The organism is Mesorhizobium sp. AR02, assembly GCF_024746835.1.
Taxonomy (GTDB): domain Bacteria; phylum Pseudomonadota; class Alphaproteobacteria; order Rhizobiales; family Rhizobiaceae; genus Mesorhizobium.
This window is the reverse complement of the sequence record NZ_CP080530.1, coordinates 343,541-362,297: the sequence shown is the minus strand read 5'-3', so window position 1 is coordinate 362,297 and position 18,757 is coordinate 343,541. Positions and strand designations below refer to the sequence as shown.

Below are 18,757 nucleotides of genomic sequence, written 5' to 3'. Positions count from 1 at the left end.
TCAATGAAAAGTCCACGTATAGGTATAAGCGCTCTGGCAGCCATTGTGCTGACGACAGGTTCGTTTGCATTCACGAAGCCGAGCTTGGCCGCAGATCAGATCACGATCACCTCTTGGGGAGGTGCAACACAGGCGGCTGAACGTCAAGCCTGGTTCGAACCCTTCTCCAAAGAGACCGGTATCGAGATCACTGAAGATGAGTACAGCGGCGATGCCGCAAAAATCCGAGCCATGGTCGATTCCAAAAATGTGACATGGGACGTCGTGAATGCGACCTCAACCTGGGTCAATCAACTTTGTGACGAGGGGCTGCTTGAAAGGTTAGACTGGGCAAAGCTTGGCCTCGACCGGTCCAAGTTTGTGGACGGAGATATGTACGAATGCGGTGTACCCTCGATCATTTCGAGTGACGTTATCGCATATGACACCGACAAGCTGGCAGACGGCCCCAAGACTATTGCCGACCTGTTCAATCTGCAGAAGTTTCCCGGGAAGCGCGGACTTCGAAAGGGTGCCGAGAGCAATCTCGAGTGGGCGCTTATCGCCGACGGCGTGCCCGCAGCTGACGTGTACAAAGTTCTCGCCACCCCTGAGGGCGTAGATAGGGCTTTCAAGAAGCTCGATACGATCAAGGCTGACATCGTCTGGTGGGAAGCTGGCGCGCAACCGCCCCAACTTCTAGCAGACGGTCAGGTCGTGATGACCTCGGCATATAACGGGCGCATTTACGACGCGAATAAGAATTCCGGCAAGCATTTCAAGATCATGTGGGATGCCCAGGTCTGGGGAGCTTGGAACGTTTGGGTTATTCCGAAAGGCAGCGCCAAGCTGGACGACGCCTACAAGTTCATAGCTTTCGCGGCGTCGCCTGAAAGGCAAGGGACGTTGTCCAAGTACATCCCCTACGGCCCTGCCAACAAGGATGCGCTGGGTTCTGTGAGCGCCGATGTCATGCCGTGGGTATCGAACGCGCCGGAGAATCTGGCAGGTTCGCTGCAGTACAATCCATCCTTTTGGAATGACAAGGGCGTCGACTTGAACCAGCGCTTTACTGCATGGCTCGCCCAATAACACATCGTCGCCGGGAGGGGCGCCCGTTCCTCCCGGCACTTGGCCCGTGATGAGAGGGAAACCGATGCCGACTGCAACGGCTCACACCGCCTTTGAAGGGACGGCCCTGCGTGGGAATCTCCAGCGGTCAGAGCGTCGGCGCAAGCTCAAGGCGCTTGCCCTGGTGCTGCCGCTCTTGCTGTTTCTGATGGTGACCTTCGTATTTCCGATCGCCCGGATGATGTTCAACGCATTTCACGACGCGACACTGCTCACGCTTATGCCAGCAACCACGGCCGCGCTCGCAACCTGGGACGGGAAGGACCTTCCTGACGAACAAGCCTATGCGGCTCTCGCGGCTGATCTTAAAAAAGCGTGGGAGAATAGGACAATGGGCCAAATCGCCGTACGGATGAACCTCGAGCTTCCAGGTACTGGCAGCTCGGTCACATCCAGCGCCCGGAAGGCGAGCAGCCTTGCCTCTGGCCCCTACAAGAATGCTTTGATTTTATTAGATCCGCTTTGGGAGCGAAAGGACGTTTGGAGCCTTATCGACCGGGGCCGTTCACCCTTCACGGCATCTTACCTGCTACGTTCAATGGACCTGCAATACGATGCTAACAGCAAGATCGTGTCCGTGCCACCGGAAACATCCATCTTCCGCGACGCTTTCCTGCGAACGCTTGGCATAAGCATTGTCGTAACCGCGGCTACGCTATTGCTAGGCTTTCCGGTAGCCTATCTGTTAGCGACATTACCGTCTCGATCAAGCAACCTGCTGATGATCATGGTTGTACTGCCGTTTTGGACATCTATGCTCGTGAGGACTGTCGCCTGGGTTGTCCTTCTACAACATAACGGTATCGTCAACCAAACACTGGTCGGGCTGCATATTATTTCAGAACCTGCCGACCTTATTTTCAACCGGTTCGCCACGATCATCGCGATGACGCAGATCCAGCTGCCATTCACACTGCTGCCAATCTACAGCGTGATGAAAACGATCCCGCCCAGTCACATGCGTGCCGCACGATCGCTCGGCGCGGGTTCGTTCTACGCTTTCTGGAAAGTCTATTTCCCGCAAACATTGCCGGGAATCTCCGCGGGCTGCCTGCTGACATTCATTCTCTGCCTTGGGTACTACATCACTCCAGCCTTGGTGGGTGGCCCCAGCGATCAGATGGCGGGATATTATATCGCCAACTACACAAATAAACAGCTTAATTGGGGCTTGGCGTCGGCCCTCGGCGCCATCCTTCTAGTTGCGACGCTCCTCCTCTTTTATGTTTTTAATAGGTTGGTTGGTGTCGACCGATTGAAGGTTAGGTGAAATCATGGCTGCCTTGGCCTATGCCTCCCCCCTAGAGAAAATGTGGTATTACCTGCATCGTGTGATTTGCGGTGCTGTGCTGCTATTTCTCGTGGCGCCAATCCTCGTGATAATTCCTCTCTCCTTCAATTCGGTACCGTTCTTTACCTATCCTATGTCCGGTTTTTCATTCCGCTGGTATGAAGAGTTTTTCTTGTCGGCCCGGTGGCAGAACGGTCTGCAAAACTCAGTCTTTATAGCTGTCATTGCGACGCTATTGTCGACAGTCCTTGGCACCCTGGCTGCACTCGGACTCAGTCGTCCCAATTTTCCATGGCGTGCGGCTGTTTTAAGCATACTCATCTCGCCCATGATTGTGCCAACCATCATCACGGGCGTAGCCGTGTATTTTCTCTACGCTTATGTCGGCCTTGTGAATTCCTATACCGGACTGATTTTGGCACACACGACGGTCGCTACGCCGTTTGTAGTTATTACGGTGAGCGCCACCCTTGTCGGCTTCGACAACTCGCTTGTGCGTGCCGCCGCTGGTCTTGGTGCGCCACCGATCACCGTTTTCTTCAAGATCATCCTGCCACTCATATTTCCGGGCATGATTGCCGGCGCTCTCTTTGCATTCGCGACCTCCTTCGACGAGGTTGTAATTGCGCTTTTTGTCGCCGGCCCGCAGCAACGGACCATGCCGTTAGTCATGTTTACCGGCATCAAGGAGCAGATCAGCCCAACAATCCTTGCGACGGCCACCGTATTGGTTTTGTTCGCCATCGCAATGTTGACCACGGTTGAGCTCTTGCGAAGGCGCTCTGAGCGCCTACGCGGAATTCAGAACACCTTATAGCCGGACCAACCATGGCAGCGCCGTAATCGTAAGTCCTCCGCGCAGGAAAGGCTTGTACCTCCTCATCGAATACGTAGTGCTGGACAGGAGTCCACCCGGTGCCCCGCATTTCGCCAATTTGGTGGACAGTTCGAAATACCTCGCCTTTGGAACCGGATTTTGGTTCACTCGGCGCGTTGACTTGCGCCGGAGTCGACGCTGGCCGATCAGGTCGGCCACGGAACCTTCGCCGTCATGCCGCTCTTCCAGCTGATCGCGCGCCATGTGCTCGCGGCCGAGCGCCTTCATGTGGACGACACCACCATTCGTATCCAGGCGAAGGACAAGTGCGCGACTGGGCGCATATGGACTATACGCGCGACGACCGTCCGTGCGCCGCTGGCGGCAATGTATTACGGAATAGAGTTGCAGGGTTGCGGCCATACTCCGTCTTTTTTGCTACGACCATGGCGAAACCTGAGGATTACGTCTGGCAGATCCGCTCGTAGAGATCGCCGAACGTTGCTGCCTTGAATATCTCATCCAATCGAGGCGGCCTCCAGTGATCGCTATTCTTCAAACGAAGATGAAGCGCGGCAGCGAGAAGGCTGTCTCCGCCTATGTCGAAGAAGTTGTCTTCCAATCTTATCTCCGCGACGTTCAGGAGAGACTTCACTTCATCAAGGAAGACATACCTTAGATGACCGTCGCGTTGCACGCTCTCCATATTTTTTCGGACTTCTTCGGGCGGAGATATTTTCGCTACGTCCGGCCCCTCGTCGGACGTGATTGTCCAGCTCTGGTCTACCCATTGCCTTATGCGCGGAGGCAAGGGGCGTGTCGCGACGATGACCTGACCATTGCCGACGGTTGCCAGTATGCGCTCAATAGTGTCGATCCCCTCGTCGGGACTGAGTGCCACCTCCTTCGCGTGAGATGTAGCGTAGGCTGCAGTGACCTGCCCCTCGTACGAGTAATCCCAGTCATCCCAGTTGGAATTGATCCACCGGATGTTGAGTTTGCATGGCACTTGGCGTGCAAACTCGTCCATGAACCTGTTCGCCGCTGCATAAGCGGCCATTGCCGGTCCGCCGAGGATGGATGCAAGCGAGGAGAAAAGGAACACGAATTCCGGTACTTGGGTGTGGGCAGAGTGAATTCTTTTCAGCGCATTATAGAGATTGCGCGTCCCCATCACTTTGGAGGCGAACTCATTGGCGGAGGTCGTGTCTTCCATCTCAGAAAGGAACTTCAGATCAGATAACGCAGCCGCATGGAAGATACCGTCGATCCGCCCGAATTCCCGGACCGTTGTGTCGAGCGCCGCCGACAGGCTGTCGAAATCGGATACGTCAGCCTGGCGAAGGATCACCCGGCCCTTCGCATCCTCAAGCGCGGCCAGTCGGCGCATCCAGCCATCCTCATGGAGATCCACACGACCTGAACTCAAAGAGGTGGGTACTGCGCGGCGGGTTACCGCGACGACCGTCGCCCCAAGGGTTACGAGGTGTTCGGTCAAGGAAAGACCGATGCGCCCGAGAGCTCCTGTGATCAGATAGACACCTTCGGGTCTGAGGATCTCCTCACCGGGAACTCGTGTGGCGAGGGTTACCTCGGGATAATGCGGCACCCACCGCCGGGTCCCGCGGAGCGCAACCACCGCTTCGGGACCAGGCACGTCCCGCTCGATTTCAGCGACCAGCCGATCACTGATACCCGGGTCGTCGATGTTCAGGTCAACAACACGACAATCGACGGTCGGGTTCTCCTGGGGCAACACGATGGCGGGACCGAAGATGCACGCCTTTTCGGGATCAACAGGTTCGTCACCGACCTGGACCATTCGGTCACCAACAATCCAGACGTCGACCGGAGTCTGGAATGTCAGCGTAGCGAGAACTCGCGCCAAATCGAGTATGGCGTCATAGTTCCGCAAAAGATCGGTCTTCACCGTGCCCGGATCCCCGGACGCGTCGGCGCAGCCGCTCACGTGCCAGAGGCACAGAATCCGATCAGCGGGACGGTCCGAGGCGATCTCGGCGTCGAAGAGCGCCTTCAGGCCCTCTCGGGTGGGGTCGATCGTGATGATAGACCCTTTGACTTTCAGGGGCGAGTTCGAGGGCTTGGCTCGTCGGCAAACCCGAACAACCTCGTGACCCGCATCCGCCAGCTGCCGCGTGATGCTGTTTGCCAACGCGTCTCCCGCGCGCTCCGCCTCACTAAACGGCCGGTCGGCAAGCACCAGCCAACGAAGCGCCTTTGTGCCTCCGTCGCCAGAAGCCATAAGGGGAAGTACTTTCTCTGTCCAACTCTGGGCATAGGTGAACACCTCTCCCCTGCGCCGCTCTCGCTCCTCGGTCTGCGGCGGAGCCGTCAAGCCTGCAGGCTGACGCTGCGGCCAGCAACGGTGACCATCAAATGAGTATGTCGGAAGCGAGATCCTGCGGCGAGAACCGAACGGTTCCAATAGATCACTGGCCCGTTGCCAATCCACCGAAACACCCAAGGACCAGAGGTTCCCAAGACATTCCAGAAGAACATGACGGTCGGTGAACTCCTGGTCATCCTTCCCGTGCGCGGCTGAGACGATCGCTGGGACTCTGGTCTTGCGATCCTCTGAACTGATTGCTTCACGGGCGAAACGCGCCAGATTGCAAGAGGGGCCAAGGTCAATGAGCGCAGTTGCGCCGGCCGCGACGATGGCCGCGAGAGACTGGTCGAATCGGATCATTCCGCTTGCTTGCCGGCTCCAGTAGGTCTCAGGTAGCGGGACTTTCGCCGGGTGCAGATATCCTCCTGAATTCAGAGCGATGGCCAAATCCGGTACTCGCCGCTCGAGCGTGCGGACATGTGCGTCGATAGCATCAGCTGCCGGTTTCATCAGCGGAGAATGGCTGGGGACGCCCGCTGTGTTGAGAATCTGGTTGGGGATTTCTGCTTTTGCGAGCCCCTCCTGCAGCCTTTCAATCAATTCCCGTTTCCCTGTGAACACAACGCTCGTTTTGGAATTCACGACGCCGACACTGATTTCGCCAGCTTCAGCTCTGTCATGCCAAGCTTCCTCCGTGAGGATGCGTTCAGCCTGCTCTGGGCTACATTTGACCGCAAGCATGGCACCGTCGACGCCAAGATTCGCCATCGCGCGACCACGAGCGACCATCAGGGCCACTGCGTCGTCCAGTTTCAGAATACCCGCCAGGGTGGCCACGACGTATTCGCTCATGCTGTGTCCGACAAGGTAATCGGGATGCACGCCACACGCTTCCAGCAAACTCGCCATAGCGTACTGCACGGAGAAGATCATGACGTTGATTTCTTCGAAGGATGCGGCCGCGTGGCCGTCGTTTTCCCCAAACACGAGGGACTCCAGATCACGATCGAGGACCAGACGACTGGTGGCTGCACAAGTCAAGAACGCCTCGCGAAAATCCGTCACGTGATCAAACAGGTCCTTGAACATTCCTGCGTGCTGCACTCCACCACCTGGCAGCATGAACGCAATCGAAGGCGAAGAAAGTATTCGATCAGCCGCACGATCGGCCTCTTCCAATCTCTTGATGGCCATGTCTACGTTGCTTGCCACAACAACCATCCGATGATCGAAATGACATCTGCCCACCCGTAGCGTATGAGCGACATCACCGAGATTGATGTCCCTGTTGCGCCGCAGAAACGCCGCTAAATCCTGACGGGCCCGGCTTAGCGCCGATGGCGTCTTTGCGGATAGGCACAGGGCGTGGGATCCCCGCTCGACCGAGCCGGGCCAGGCCCTTACCTTCTCGTCCATCCATTCCTGCAACACGACATGGCAGTTGGTTCCGCCGATACCGAGGCCAGTGACGCCGGCAGTTCGCGGACGTCCCTGCGGACGGGGCCATGGTCTAAGCTGCTCGTTGACGAAGAAGGGCGTGTTCTCCAGACCGAGGTCCTCGTTCAGCCGGTTGATGTTGATGGTCGGGGGGATTGCTCCGTGCTGAAGGCAGAGAACTGTCTTGATAAAGCTCGCGACGCCGGCGGCGACGCTGGAATGGCCGATATTCGGTTTGATTGACCCGAGCGCACAGGTTTTGCCCATCTCCGCTTGGCCCGCGAAAGCCTCCGCCAGAGCGCGGACCTCGATCGGGTCGCCTACCTTGGTGCCAGTCCCATGAGTTTCGATGTATTCCACGTCGGCAGGGTTGAGGGTAGCGGACTCAAGTGCTTGGCGCACAACAGCGGTCTGTCCTTGCGCGCTCGGTGCTGAGAAGGACGATTTGGTGTGGCCATCATTGTTGATGGCACATCCTTTCACCACTGCATGGATCGGGTCGCCCGCCGCAAGCGCATCTTCTAGACGCTTGAGAACGACGACTCCTACCCCATCTCCGAGCACCGTGCCGCTGCCGTCGGCATCAAAAGCGCGGCACACGCCATCCGAGGAATTGATGAAGCCCTCGACATATTGATAACCCGCTTGGGGAAAGATGATGCTGGCCCCTCCTGCCAGCGCCATATCGCAATGGCCTGCCGAGAGCGACTGAGCGGCCATGGCGATCGCCACCAGCCCTGTTGAGCATGCGGTTTGCACCGCAATGCTTGGGCCGGTGAGGTTCAGCATGTAGGACACGCGTGTCGCGAGATAGTCCTTGTCGTTGCCAAGTTCAGTCAGCCAGGCGAGCGGGGCGTCTGTGGGATCGATGAGACCACCCCCTCTCAAATGGTGCAGCAGATAGAGTGGTAGGAATGAACCGGCGAAGACCCCGGTCCGGCCCTCCTGTTGGGTTGGCATGTATCCGGCCGACTCGAGTGCCTTCCAGCAGCATTCCAGGAACAGACGATGCTGCGGGTCCATTAGCGTCGCCTCACGCATCGATAGGCCCCAGAAACCCGGATCGAAGACGTCCACATCGTCGAGATGGGCGCCCACGCGCATATAATCGGAGCGTTTCAGGACGTCCTCCGGAATGCCTTGGGCCTTGAGTTCTTGCACAGAGAGCGGGGTGATCGAGCACACCCCTTGGCAGAGGTTCTCCCAGAGCGCGTCCACCGTCTCCGCGCCGGGAAACCGCCCGGACATACCGATCACCGCAATGTCCATACCGGTGCCGTTCCGACGGTCGACGACCTTAGTCGGCGCCTTCCCTGCCAACACTGACAGTGTTTTGCGGTGCGTCCCGTATCGATGGACTCCTTGCTCGCCGCGGCGCTTGCGAAGAAGGGCGGCAAGCTCTTTGAAAGTCGGGTTGAGGAACACCTCCACGACGCGGAGGGCCACCTTCAGACTCTCACGAAGCTGCGTGCAGAGACGGGCAGCCAGAAGCGAGTGTCCGCCGCAATCGAAAAAGTTGTCATCCGGATCGGCCGCTTCAGCTTGCAGAAGGTCGCGCCAGGCGGCTCCCAGTGCCGCGTCGACCTCCTCAGCATCTGTCACTGGATTGCCACCTGTCACTGGAGCGCACGCCTCTGCCGCGAGCCCGCGCAGCCGCGACCTGTCAAGTTTCCCATTGGCCGCAATGGGCAATTCCGTCAGAGCGACGAACTCTGACGGCATCGCGTAGTGCGGCACCTCAGACTTCAAATGCGACCGCAAAGCCGCCTGCCAGCCCTTGCCCCTATTCCGTAAGACTACATAAGCGATCAGTCGATCAGGCTGGCCGGTCGTCGCATCGAGCTCGGGCACAACGGCTGCGGAGCAGACGCCGGAGTACCGAAGCAAAGCAGCTTCTACAGACGCGGGGACGACGCTATATCCTCGGATCTTCACCATGAAAGCGCAGCGCCCGATAATCTCCAACTGGCCTCCATGCAGCATGCGGCCGAGATCGCCAGTGCGGAACATCTTGCCATCAGCGCGGAACGGGTCGGTAAAGAACCTTTCCCGCGTCATCTCCGGGCTGTCGAGATATCCATGAGCCAAGACATCGCCGCCGACAAAGACCTCGCCCAGGAAGCCCAGCGGTACGGGTTCGCGTTGCTGCCCGAGGATATAGACACTGACATTGTGCTGAGGCGGACCGACCGGGACGACCTTTTGTGTTGTCGCAGGATCAATCTCGCTCAAATCAATATACGAGATATCATGTGCCTCCGCTGCGCCGTAGTGATTGATAATTTTGACGTGCGGCAGCGCATCCCTCACTCGCGCAAACAGCGCTGCTGTTAACACCTCGCCTGATAGGATGATCAATCGGAGATCGGTAAGGCGGGAGGGGACGTCGAGCAAGCCGCTGCTAAGAAGCACATCCAACAGTGAAGGGGTTAGCAATATTCTCGAAATTCGATTTCGTTCCAGATAGTCGACCAGCTGGGGCGGATCGTAGATAACGTCGTCGGGAATCAGATAGGCTGGAACCCCGGCTAGGATCGGCCGCATTATCTCCCCGACCAAGAAGAGATTGACGGCCTCGCGCTCATCAGGCGCATATGGCAGCGCGTGATAGCGCAACTGGTAAGCGCTTACAGAACTTCGGTGGGGGCCAACGACCCCTTTTGGTTCACCAGTCGTCCCAGACGAAAATACAATCTGGGCCGGGGAATCAAGATCTACCGCTTGGGGATTGGCCGGGCTGGCCTTGCCGAGTTGCGCTTGCCAACCCTCGTCGAGCGACAGCACAAGGCCCGACCAATCAGGCGGAAGATTAGCCGCGAAGCGGGTGTTGGTGACAACGATCTCGACCGCTGCCTTCTCGAGTATCCGCTTGAGCGCCGCAACGGGTTGGGCTTTGTCAAGCAGGACGTAGGCCGCCCCTGTCTTAAGAATACCGAACAGCCCAACGGCATATTCAGGTGAGGTATCCATCAGGATACCGATACGCGAACCTCGGCTTTGACCATGTCCGAGGAGGTGTCCGGATAGAGTCTCGCTCAGCTCGTCGAGTTCAAGGTACGTCAAAATCCCATTCTCTGAGATGACGGCAGGGGCGTCCGGACTGAGGGCCGCTTGTTTACGGAATTGGTCATGCAGTGGTAGTTCGGGATATGGTCGCGCCTCGGCAATTCCAATGGAAGCTGGGAGTTGTGCCTTTACCTCCCCTACTTCACGCAGGACGGTGGACACCACTTCCGCCGTCATGGAATGGGTATAAAAGTGATCACCATCAAACATAATCCGGGCGAAGCGCGACGTCGTAAGCCGACGCCATTCGTCTAGATCATTGGCATTGACCACTACGTCCTTAACTCCCCCCATTGCGGTGATTGCCACCTTGAGAGGCGTTGGCCGGTTTCGGTCGTAAGTCTCCGCAAGTTCGAAATCGGCCCGCAGCGGCGGCAAAATGAAGTCTTGTAGGAGTACCTCATTTGCCAGCGCGTCCTTGGGGACCATGCCAAGGATACGAATCACATCGGTTAATTTGTCATCCGTGTATCCATACATGGGCGGCTCATCCGCCGGAACGTCCGCCGACTTGTGAGCGGATACGACAACGTGGAAGGGAGAGGGCCTATCGGCGACCTCCAGGGAGCGAGCGACCTCATAAGCCACAAGGGCTCCCATGCTGTGGCCGAAGAAAATAAAAGGTCTGTCGCTGTACGCTTGGAGCGCCTCAGTGACCATGGATACCAGTACGTCCATGCTGCGAATGGCAGCCTCAGCTGACCGTTTGCCGCGCCCTGGCAGATCGAGGCAAATGAGCTCGATGTCCTCGGGGAGATACTCAGACCAATCACGGAACGAGTGGACGCCGCCACCCCCGTGCGGGAAGCAAAATATCCGATACGATGGGTCAAGTGAACTCTTTACGACACTCAGCAATGCTATGGATTGCTCGCGAACTCGTTCCATTGCTCAAACCGCTCCACTTCGATTAACCTTGAAATACAACGTCTCCCGCATGACTCGCCCGAATTCGTATGGATCGTCGAAGATCAGGTGGCTGACCTTGAGTGGGAGCGCCCGAAAAGGGCTCCAGTGGAAGTCGGTTAGCGGAGGACGGATCCAGCAGAAACAAACATCCAACTCTCGACCAGAACTAGCGCCGCATCCCACGTGTAGGCGGCGGCCCTTTCAACAACTAAGTCCATTTTTGTCAACGCCGTGCATAGCAATTATGGACGATCTCGTGAAGAAAATATTTGCGAAAGTTATTTTACAGTTTGTTCAACAATTCGTATTGATTATTAAATTTTTATGGCCACTGGTATGATCGACGTCATAGTGTTGATTTTCATGAAGTGCCTATGATATTTTTTTAAAATATTGATCTTCGCACCAACCGCACGTGGGCTGTTTCGGCAATAGCGACCTTCGTCGTTCTCCCTTAGCACTTCGTGGAACAGGTGCGCTGATGACCGCCGGCGCGCCTGGAAGCCCTCGTCGCGGCCTACGCCAAGGCCACGAGTTTCGAAAACACACTAAGTGCCTACGCCAAGGATTGGCATTTTGCCTCTAAAGCCGCCGTGAATAGTACGATCCGCTGCCGCCGCCGAGCCAGGTCGTCGGCCTCTAGCAGGCTGTTGAAGAAGGATCACGTTTGGCCTTGAGGATAGCCTCGTCGCCGTTCTGATAGGCGAAGGTGATGTCGATCGAGCCGTCGTCGAGCAATTCTGCGGAGCCGTCGCCGGTAACTTCGTCCATCTCATCGAAGCCGGCCCATGTGAAGAAGACCATTGACGGCCCGTACCCGAGATCGAGGCCGGCTAGCAGGGCGCCAAAGGCGATCTCACCGTGGTTGTCGGCCCCAATGGTGACCGTGGCGGGTCCGCCGAGGTCGAGATAGCCGCGATCCCACAGGTCAGCTTCGATGATCCGCCAGCGGCCGATCAGTTGACAGCCCGCGGGCGCGGTCATGTCGGCACCGCCAGCAGCTTCGGCAACCGCACGAGATTGTAGGCGGCGGCGTTGAAGGTGAAGGCCCATCCGACGCGGTCGCGGCCACGCAACTTCGTCTTCGCCTGTCCGGCGACCGTCTTGATCCACCCGAACGCCTCTTCAATGCGCTTGCGAATACGCTGACTGACAGCATAGCCGCCATGCCGCGTCGTGCGCCCGTCGATCGCCGAACTCCGGCCGCTGGTGTTCTGCGCCACATGCGGCGTCACCTTCATCGAACGCAGCTCATTGATGAAGTCTTGCGCGTCATAGGCCTTGTCGGCACCGAGTGTGATCGCCTGTGGCCGCTCCGCTCGCGGTTCGATCATGTGCAGTGCGGCCACCCGCTCAGCATGCCCGTCGGCAAACGTCAGGCAGGCGTCGACCAGAAGGCCATGGCGGTTCTCCATCAGCCCATGCCCCATGAAGCAGAGCTTCGCCTCCTTGCCCCGCCCTTTGCGATAGAGCCGGGCATCCGGATCGGTGGTCGAGGCATGTGTGTCGTTGGATCGCTTGTGGCCATGGAAGTCCGCTTCCGCGTTTCGCCCGCCCCCTTCAGCCGGCGGCTCGCCATGACCACCGCTTGGGCCGTCCTTCGGTTTGACGCTCTTCATCGATGCCCACGCCTCGATCAGTGTGCCGTCGACCGAGAAGTGATCCGTCGACAGAAGCTTCTTCACCTTGGGTTGCGCCAGCACCGCCGCCAGGAACTTTGCAGCGATGTCGCCCTCCAGCAGCCGGTCACGGTTCTTGGAGAACACCGAATGATCCCAGGCCGCATCGTCGACGCCAATCCCGACGAACCAGCGGAACAGAAGGTCGTATTCCAGCCGCTCCATCAACAGCCGCTCCGAGCGGATCGAGTAGAACGCCTGCAGCAGCATCGCACGCAGCAGCTTCTCCGGTGGGATCGACGGCCGCCCAATCGGCGAGTACAGCGCCGCAAACTCCCGCTCCAACGCCGAAAGCGCCTCATTCACAATCGCCCGAATACGGCGCAACGGATGATCGCGCCGCACCCGAGCCTCGAGGTCCACATAGCTGAACAGTTCGCCCGTCTGTCCGTCACCGCCCCGCACGATTCACTCCCACCTCTTCGTGGTCAGAGTGAATCACGAACCTGAGACTGTCGCGAGCCCTTTTTCAACAGCCTGCTAGGCCGGTGCCTGCGCTGCCGGTGTATCCCAAACGCGGGCCTGCCATCGGTCTGCGCCGCTCCGAATTCATCGGCCTCGACGTCGTGCGCGAATGACCACGGTGATGGCGCCGGCTGGATCAGGATCCATCCGGAAAGGGTGTATTGGTGACGCTGCTGCCGGAAAAACCAGTTGGGCGAGGTCCAGGTCGGCTGGCCAATCTCACCAATGCGCAACACGTCCAGTACATACAAAGAGGGAAGCCTGACGTTTGTCGCGTCCGCGACACGGTGTTCGATATACGTCCTCCAACTTTGGCCCGTAAATATCGCACGAGGTTATTCTGCTCAGGTGGCACGACTTTTGCTTCCGTCCCTTTGGAGTTGGAGCTGCCCACCGACATTCAGGTGGCGGTAGAGTTAATCCATTCGTGCTTGCTACATCAGAGGCTACAACTGCCGCCGATAGGGAGATCTAGCTCGCATGCATGCGGCGCTGAAGACTTTATCTCATTTTGATCGAGCTCGCGTCGCCCACTTAGAGCTCGAGCCCGAGCAAGAACAGTTTGTCGACCCATTGGATTTTGTGTTCTCCGAGCTTCAAGGTAACGCTCGCCCCGACCTGGAGCACCCATTTTCAGTCGTCGTGAGGCATCAGATCGTTGGCTTCTTTGTCCTGCGTGAAAAAGCGGCCTTGCCTGAATGGGCCCCGCCAGGCGTGATTACCTTGCACAGCTTTCGTGTGGGCCGAGGATACCAAGGTCACGGATATGGAAAAGCGACTATTGGACTTGTCTCTCGATGGATTTCGACAAACCGCCCATCTGTTAGGCGCCTCATGCTTACCGTTGAAGAAAATAACTTAAGGGCTAGACATTTTTATATGACGTCTCGGTTTTCTGACACTGGCGCTACTTACTACGACAAGTTTGGACTGCAAAATGTCCTCGAACGCGAGATAGATTCGGTCTGACGTTGTGACTATTGTGACTTCCTACGTCGGCCGTTGCCCGATCATCGCAGCGGTCAAATCGTTCATGCTATACCCGTTCACACTCTCCGACTGACCAGTACCCCGAGCGTGAAGCGCGAAGCTGCAGTCGAGGCCGCGGAATAGCGACGACTAAAGCGGGATTGGACCTGCGGACTTAACCTCTTCCATCATGACGCAAGTTCGGAAGCTCCTCACGTTTCCTTCCTTAAAAAATAATTGGCGTGTAAGAGACGTATACTCGTCCATGTCTCTGGTATTAATGATGAGGATGAAATCTGCCTCTCCGGTAACGTGGTAGCATTGCTGCACCTGAGGGCTGTTCAGGAACCTTCTTTTCATCCCGTCGAGCAAATCCAGTTTTCCGTTTTTAGCCGTCACCTCGACGATGACTGTCTGAGGACGCCCAACCGCTCTCTCGTTTGAGATGGTCATGAAATCGTCAAGCCGCGTTTTGCCAGCATGCAACATCTAGGCACTCTCCTGATATACGTGGCTCAGCGCAAATTCTGCGCCATGATGGTAGTCACGTCGGAGGCTGCTATATCTGGTTCTGAACCACGGGCCGGAGAGTGGAAACGACCACCGCGTGGATGGTTCGAGGCCGGGATCCAGATCGCCGTCGCTTTCGTCGTCAGCTATGACGAAACCGGCTCGCGCACAGAATTGCTGACAGCCCCCGAGAACCGCTGACTTGAAACACGGGAGGGGACCTGGACCCCACAAACCTGTCTACGGACCGACAACGGATACGCTACCCTCTCTTCACGCCAGGTCAGCGGCGTCGTTCAATCCCCATACGATCAGGTCGGTTCGCGCTCCGCACCGCAATCCCTGTCCCGCCCCCCAGAAACCCGCGAGACTTTGTCCACATACTCCACTCCCTCAAGTGGAACGGTGTTTATCGATGAGCTCTTTCACCCTCCCTTTGCAGTGCACCTCAGCGTGCGCCCGGCGTTTCGATATAGCGGCGCATTTCAGCTGCATGTCCCGATAAAGCGTCTTTGCAACGGAAAGCTGGTCGTCGGTTGATCGTTTTCCGGGTCCTCCTCCGAACTGCAGAGCATCCCTGCAGTCTTCAAGACTCGCCGGGAACACGCCAGCGAGTTGGCTGGCGAGCTCGCTTCGGCGTTGTGTGGCGCAGCTAACCTGAGACAGTCGCTGCGCGATCTCGCCAATTTGAGTGTGGGCCTCCCTGAAAGGGATGCCTCGCGACGCCATCCGTTCGGCGGCGATGGCCGTCATTGATGACCCGTCTTCCAGATGTTCGCGCATCGACCTGAGGTTGAACGACATGTACTTCACGATGAGCGATGTAAGGATGATGGCCCTCTTCAGGGCCTCCTCTGAAAGCCTGAGAGGTGAGCAGCCGTAGTTGCTTGCTTCAATCGAGTTGCTGAAGGGTGCTTTGCAGGTAGCCGTTGCCGCAGAAACGTATGCGCCAATTACGGTGCTAGCCGACCCCTTGATGTGTTCAAGCAGGAACGGGTTCTTCTTTTGCGGCAGCATGGACGAGCCGCCGGCAAGATTTCGGGGAATGTCGATGAGGGCGAACTCACGCGTCGTCCAAACCTGCAGATCCTGGGCCACACGACTGAGCAAGGTTGAGGTGCTAGCAAAGATAGAAAGCCCGTGCAGGTGATGGTCTCGGCTCGCGACCGCATCAAGTGAGTTGAACGACGGCTCTTCAAATCCTAGAAGACTTGCGGTTTTCAAAGGATCAATCGGCATACTGGTGCCTCCGCCGGCACCAGCTCCCATAGGGCAGTTCCTGATGTTTTCCAGCAGACTATGGAGGCGCTCGCGCTCGCGTCCCAGAGCGAAGAAGACGCCAAGCAAGTAGTGCCCTGGCGACCCAGGGAGTGCGATCTGGTACTGACTGTACAACGGAGCCACAAGGCTCGATGCCTCTTCCGCTCGCTGAAGCAGGGTATCTTGTGCAATTCCAATCTGTTGGGAGATGGAACACGCGGCCTCCCGGAGAGCCAGGAGAGAAATGGTCGCGTTCAAGTCGTTGCGGGATCTCGCAAGATGCAGCCAGCCGGCCTTTTCCGGGCCAGCTCTGGCGGCAAGTTCGGCCTCATAGGCAAGGTAGAGGCCACGCGGCGCATCGCGGCCCTCCAAAGACTGAAAGCCCTCGTCCTGGAGGTCCAAGATGTGGGTAAGGAGATCGGCAGCGGCAGCCTGGCTGATCAAGCCCTGGTCGGCGAGCATCACCAGATGTGCCTCATCTATGGTCGCTTGGTACTGCAGAAGGCGACCGTCACGGGAGATTTCGATCGGCGGAGCGAGCAACTTCATCGCTTCAGGATGTAGGTGCCACCTGCCCTCGCTTGACCCGGGGTCTTGCTTGTCCGATTCGGCAGCAGCCGTCTCGATATCGATCACAATGGAATCGATCACCCGTTCAGCGCCCGTGGCGGCGGCATTGAGTTCATCAGCGACGCCTATGGCGTAGGCTACCCGGTCTCTGAAGTCGCCATTGATTTGAACTTCCTCCCCCTCAGATTTCAGAAGACCTGCTTCAGGCACTGTAGGCTCTGGGTTTCCAGAAAAGCCCAAGCGTTTGAGCTTTCCGGACGTCTGAGCAAGTCGGAAGCGAATGGCTCCCGCCCTTTCGCTCGCGCGTGGAGGCGTGAACCCTTCTCCCGCGTAGAGTCCAATCACCATGTCAAGGATTGACGTCCCCAGGGCGTGGGAGAGCATGACTGGAATCATCCCTCCAGCCAGCCTGGGGTTAACCTCGATGATGACGGGGCCCGACTCCGCTATCACGAACTCCACATGAGCCGGTCCGAAATTCAGACCCAGAGCCGACACCGCGCCCGCGGCAAAAGAGGCCAATTCCCGGTGAGATGGCTCCGGTAGCGGGGCCGGAAAGTCGTGCCCTACTTCGACAAAGCAGGGAGCCGGCCCCTTGTGCTTGGCAAGAATTCCAAGGCAATGCAGCGTCCCATCGCACGCAATTATCTCTGCAGAATATTCCTTACCCTCGACATATTGCTGGATGAGGATGTCGGGACTGGGCAGATCCACTTGATCGAGCAGTGCGCCCCTTGCGCTCTCAAACGCCTTGATGGCGGCTGTGGCACTATCGCACAACCTCACGCCGCTACTGCCGCTTCCGGACACCGGCTTGACGACCACCGGTAGAGTGGCTTGGGCAAGAATTTTCTCGACGTCTCTGACGGAAGTGGCCAGTCGTGTTTCAGGGATCGCGATTGATTGCCGCTGCAACTCGGCCGCTTGCTTCCATTTGTTCCGGCACGTGGCTATAGCCTCCGGATTCGCCGCTGGTAGCCCCATCGCCATCGCGGCACTAGACGCTGCTTCCACAAAATAATCCGATGACGAGTATATTCCTGCCAGACCGCTTAATTTGGTAGCGACCCCGACGAGTTCGTCCGGACTGCGCGTTTCGGCTTCGATCACTTGCACGACCGAGTCCTTAAGAAACGGATAGCGCGCAGGATTGCGGGTAACGAGGTAGGTTTCAAAGCCTAGGAGGCTGGCCCTCTTCATCAATAATTCGCCGGTGCCAGTCGTGTTGCTTTCCACGAAAAGGAAGCTACCTCTGTTCATCAAACTTCCTCCAAAAGGCTCAGGACAGCTTCCCGGCTTTTCCGCTTCCAATGATATCGATTCCATGGCGGGAGAGCGGTCGCAGGGTGATTTTCGGTTGCCGGAGCGTCCAGCAGAACACCTTCATGTAGACATCCGTGCTGCTTCAGCCACTCGTGGTCGTAAACGGCTTCAACGTAGCGGTGGCCTTCATCGGGGCATATGACGACTACGGTTTCTCCTGGATACTGCCGGGCGCGCCAACGCCCCACGATGTAGCTCGCTCCCGAGGTCGGACCGGCGAATACGGCGTGCCGCTCGTGGAGGGTTCGCGTTGCAGCAAATGCGAGCGGAGCCGAGAGGAGATGCACCTCATCGTAGAGTACATGCTTCACGTTCTCGGGGACAAGACTGTTCCCCAGCCCCCGCAGTTTCCGTTCGCCATCCTGTTGGCCAAAGATGACGCTGTTAAAGGTGTCCACTCCAATCAGGCGCGCGCCAGCGGCTTTTTGGCGGAGGCGCTCTATCGTTCCGCAAGTAGAGCCGCCGGACCCCACAGAACCGACCAAAGTTACGTCGGCGCCCAACATCCCCGATATTTGATCAGCGAAGAGCTTATAGGCTGCGGGGTTATCCGTTGTTTCGTATTGCCGGGGCCAGAAACAGGAGTGGCCCAACTGTTTCATCCTGGCATGTAATGCATCTAGGCGGCTTCTTTGATAACCACCCTCCCTCGCCTTTTCAGTTATGATGCAGACGTCGGCTCCCAAGGAGCGCAACCTGTTTTCAAGGCCTTTGTCCATCACTGGGTCGGTGAAGATTTCAAGCTGGAATCCACGTTCCCGGCAAACTACTGCCAAACCCAGTGCGAAGGTTCCGCTCGAGGTCTCGAGGACTTTCATGCCGTGCGTCAAAGTCCCTCGAGCCAGCGCCTGGTCAATGATGTACTTGGCAGGGAGCAACTTCATGAACGCGAACTGCGCAAGATAGAGATTTGCCTCACACCTAATAATGCTGGGGAGAGCATAGGCATCGGAATATCCGGCGAATGGCGGGCGTTTGCGGATGGCGTCCATTTTGCTTAC

At 57.6% G+C, this 18,757-nt stretch carries 10 protein-coding genes and 1 pseudogene; 5 read left to right on the top strand and 6 right to left on the bottom strand.

Annotated elements, in window-relative coordinates; translation table 11 throughout:
* The first annotated feature begins 3 nt into the window (after positions 1–3).
* From DBIPINDM_RS01535 to DBIPINDM_RS01520, 4 genes and pseudogenes are all read left to right on the top strand, one after another.
* Positions 4–1,071, top strand: coding sequence for an ABC transporter substrate-binding protein (locus DBIPINDM_RS01535; protein ID WP_128203431.1), 1,068 nt, complete (start codon positions 4–6; stop codon positions 1,069–1,071).
* 64 nt (positions 1,072–1,135) lie between these two features.
* Positions 1,136–2,380, top strand: a complete 1,245-nt coding sequence (locus DBIPINDM_RS01530; RefSeq protein ID WP_258581118.1) for an ABC transporter permease — start codon at positions 1,136–1,138, stop codon at positions 2,378–2,380.
* Between the two features lie 4 nt (positions 2,381–2,384).
* Complete coding sequence (locus DBIPINDM_RS01525; RefSeq protein ID WP_258581117.1) at positions 2,385–3,218, top strand: ABC transporter permease; 834 nt, start codon at positions 2,385–2,387, stop codon at positions 3,216–3,218.
* Positions 3,219–3,410: 192 nt separating this feature from the next.
* Positions 3,411–3,614 (top strand): annotated as a pseudogene (locus tag DBIPINDM_RS01520) (IS66 family transposase); the annotation flags it as partial.
* A gap of 67 nt (positions 3,615–3,681) precedes the next feature.
* Here the strand turns inward: DBIPINDM_RS01520 and DBIPINDM_RS01515 are convergent.
* The 3 genes from DBIPINDM_RS01515 to DBIPINDM_RS01505 all read right to left on the bottom strand — a co-directional run bounded on the left by DBIPINDM_RS01515 (position 3,682) and on the right by DBIPINDM_RS01505 (position 13,064).
* Positions 3,682–10,959 (bottom strand): type I polyketide synthase, encoded by a 7,278-nt coding sequence (locus DBIPINDM_RS01515; RefSeq protein ID WP_258581116.1) that lies wholly within the window; start codon positions 10,957–10,959, stop codon positions 3,682–3,684.
* Between the two features lie 660 nt (positions 10,960–11,619).
* Positions 11,620–11,964 carry a hypothetical protein gene (locus tag DBIPINDM_RS01510; protein ID WP_258580592.1) on the bottom strand — a complete coding sequence of 115 codons (345 nt, stop codon included), beginning with the start codon at positions 11,962–11,964 and terminating at the stop codon, positions 11,620–11,622.
* On the bottom strand, positions 11,961–13,064 hold the full coding sequence (locus DBIPINDM_RS01505) for an IS5 family transposase (protein WP_258580758.1): 1,104 nt from the start codon (positions 13,062–13,064) through the stop codon (positions 11,961–11,963). The genes DBIPINDM_RS01510 and DBIPINDM_RS01505 overlap by 4 nt, the downstream gene beginning before the upstream one ends.
* Before the next feature lie 540 nt (positions 13,065–13,604).
* Between DBIPINDM_RS01505 and DBIPINDM_RS01500 the strand changes: the two genes are divergently transcribed.
* On the top strand, positions 13,605–14,093 hold the full coding sequence (locus DBIPINDM_RS01500) for a GNAT family N-acetyltransferase (RefSeq protein WP_258581115.1): 489 nt from the start codon (positions 13,605–13,607) through the stop codon (positions 14,091–14,093).
* 150 nt (positions 14,094–14,243) lie between these two features.
* Here DBIPINDM_RS01500 and DBIPINDM_RS01495 read toward each other — a convergent pair whose 3' ends face one another.
* The 3 genes from DBIPINDM_RS01495 to DBIPINDM_RS01485 form a co-directional block, all read right to left on the bottom strand.
* The gene (locus tag DBIPINDM_RS01495) at positions 14,244–14,582 is read right to left on the bottom strand and encodes an Lrp/AsnC family transcriptional regulator (protein WP_258581114.1); all 339 of its coding nucleotides are present in this window, start codon (positions 14,580–14,582) and stop codon (positions 14,244–14,246) included.
* Between the two features lie 414 nt (positions 14,583–14,996).
* Positions 14,997–17,693 (bottom strand): lyase family protein, encoded by a 2,697-nt coding sequence (locus DBIPINDM_RS01490; protein ID WP_258581113.1) that lies wholly within the window; start codon positions 17,691–17,693, stop codon positions 14,997–14,999.
* Positions 17,693–18,748, bottom strand: coding sequence for a cysteine synthase family protein (locus DBIPINDM_RS01485; protein WP_258581112.1), 1,056 nt, complete (start codon positions 18,746–18,748; stop codon positions 17,693–17,695). The genes DBIPINDM_RS01490 and DBIPINDM_RS01485 overlap by 1 nt, the downstream gene beginning before the upstream one ends.
* Between the last annotated feature and the right edge of the window lie 9 nt (positions 18,749–18,757).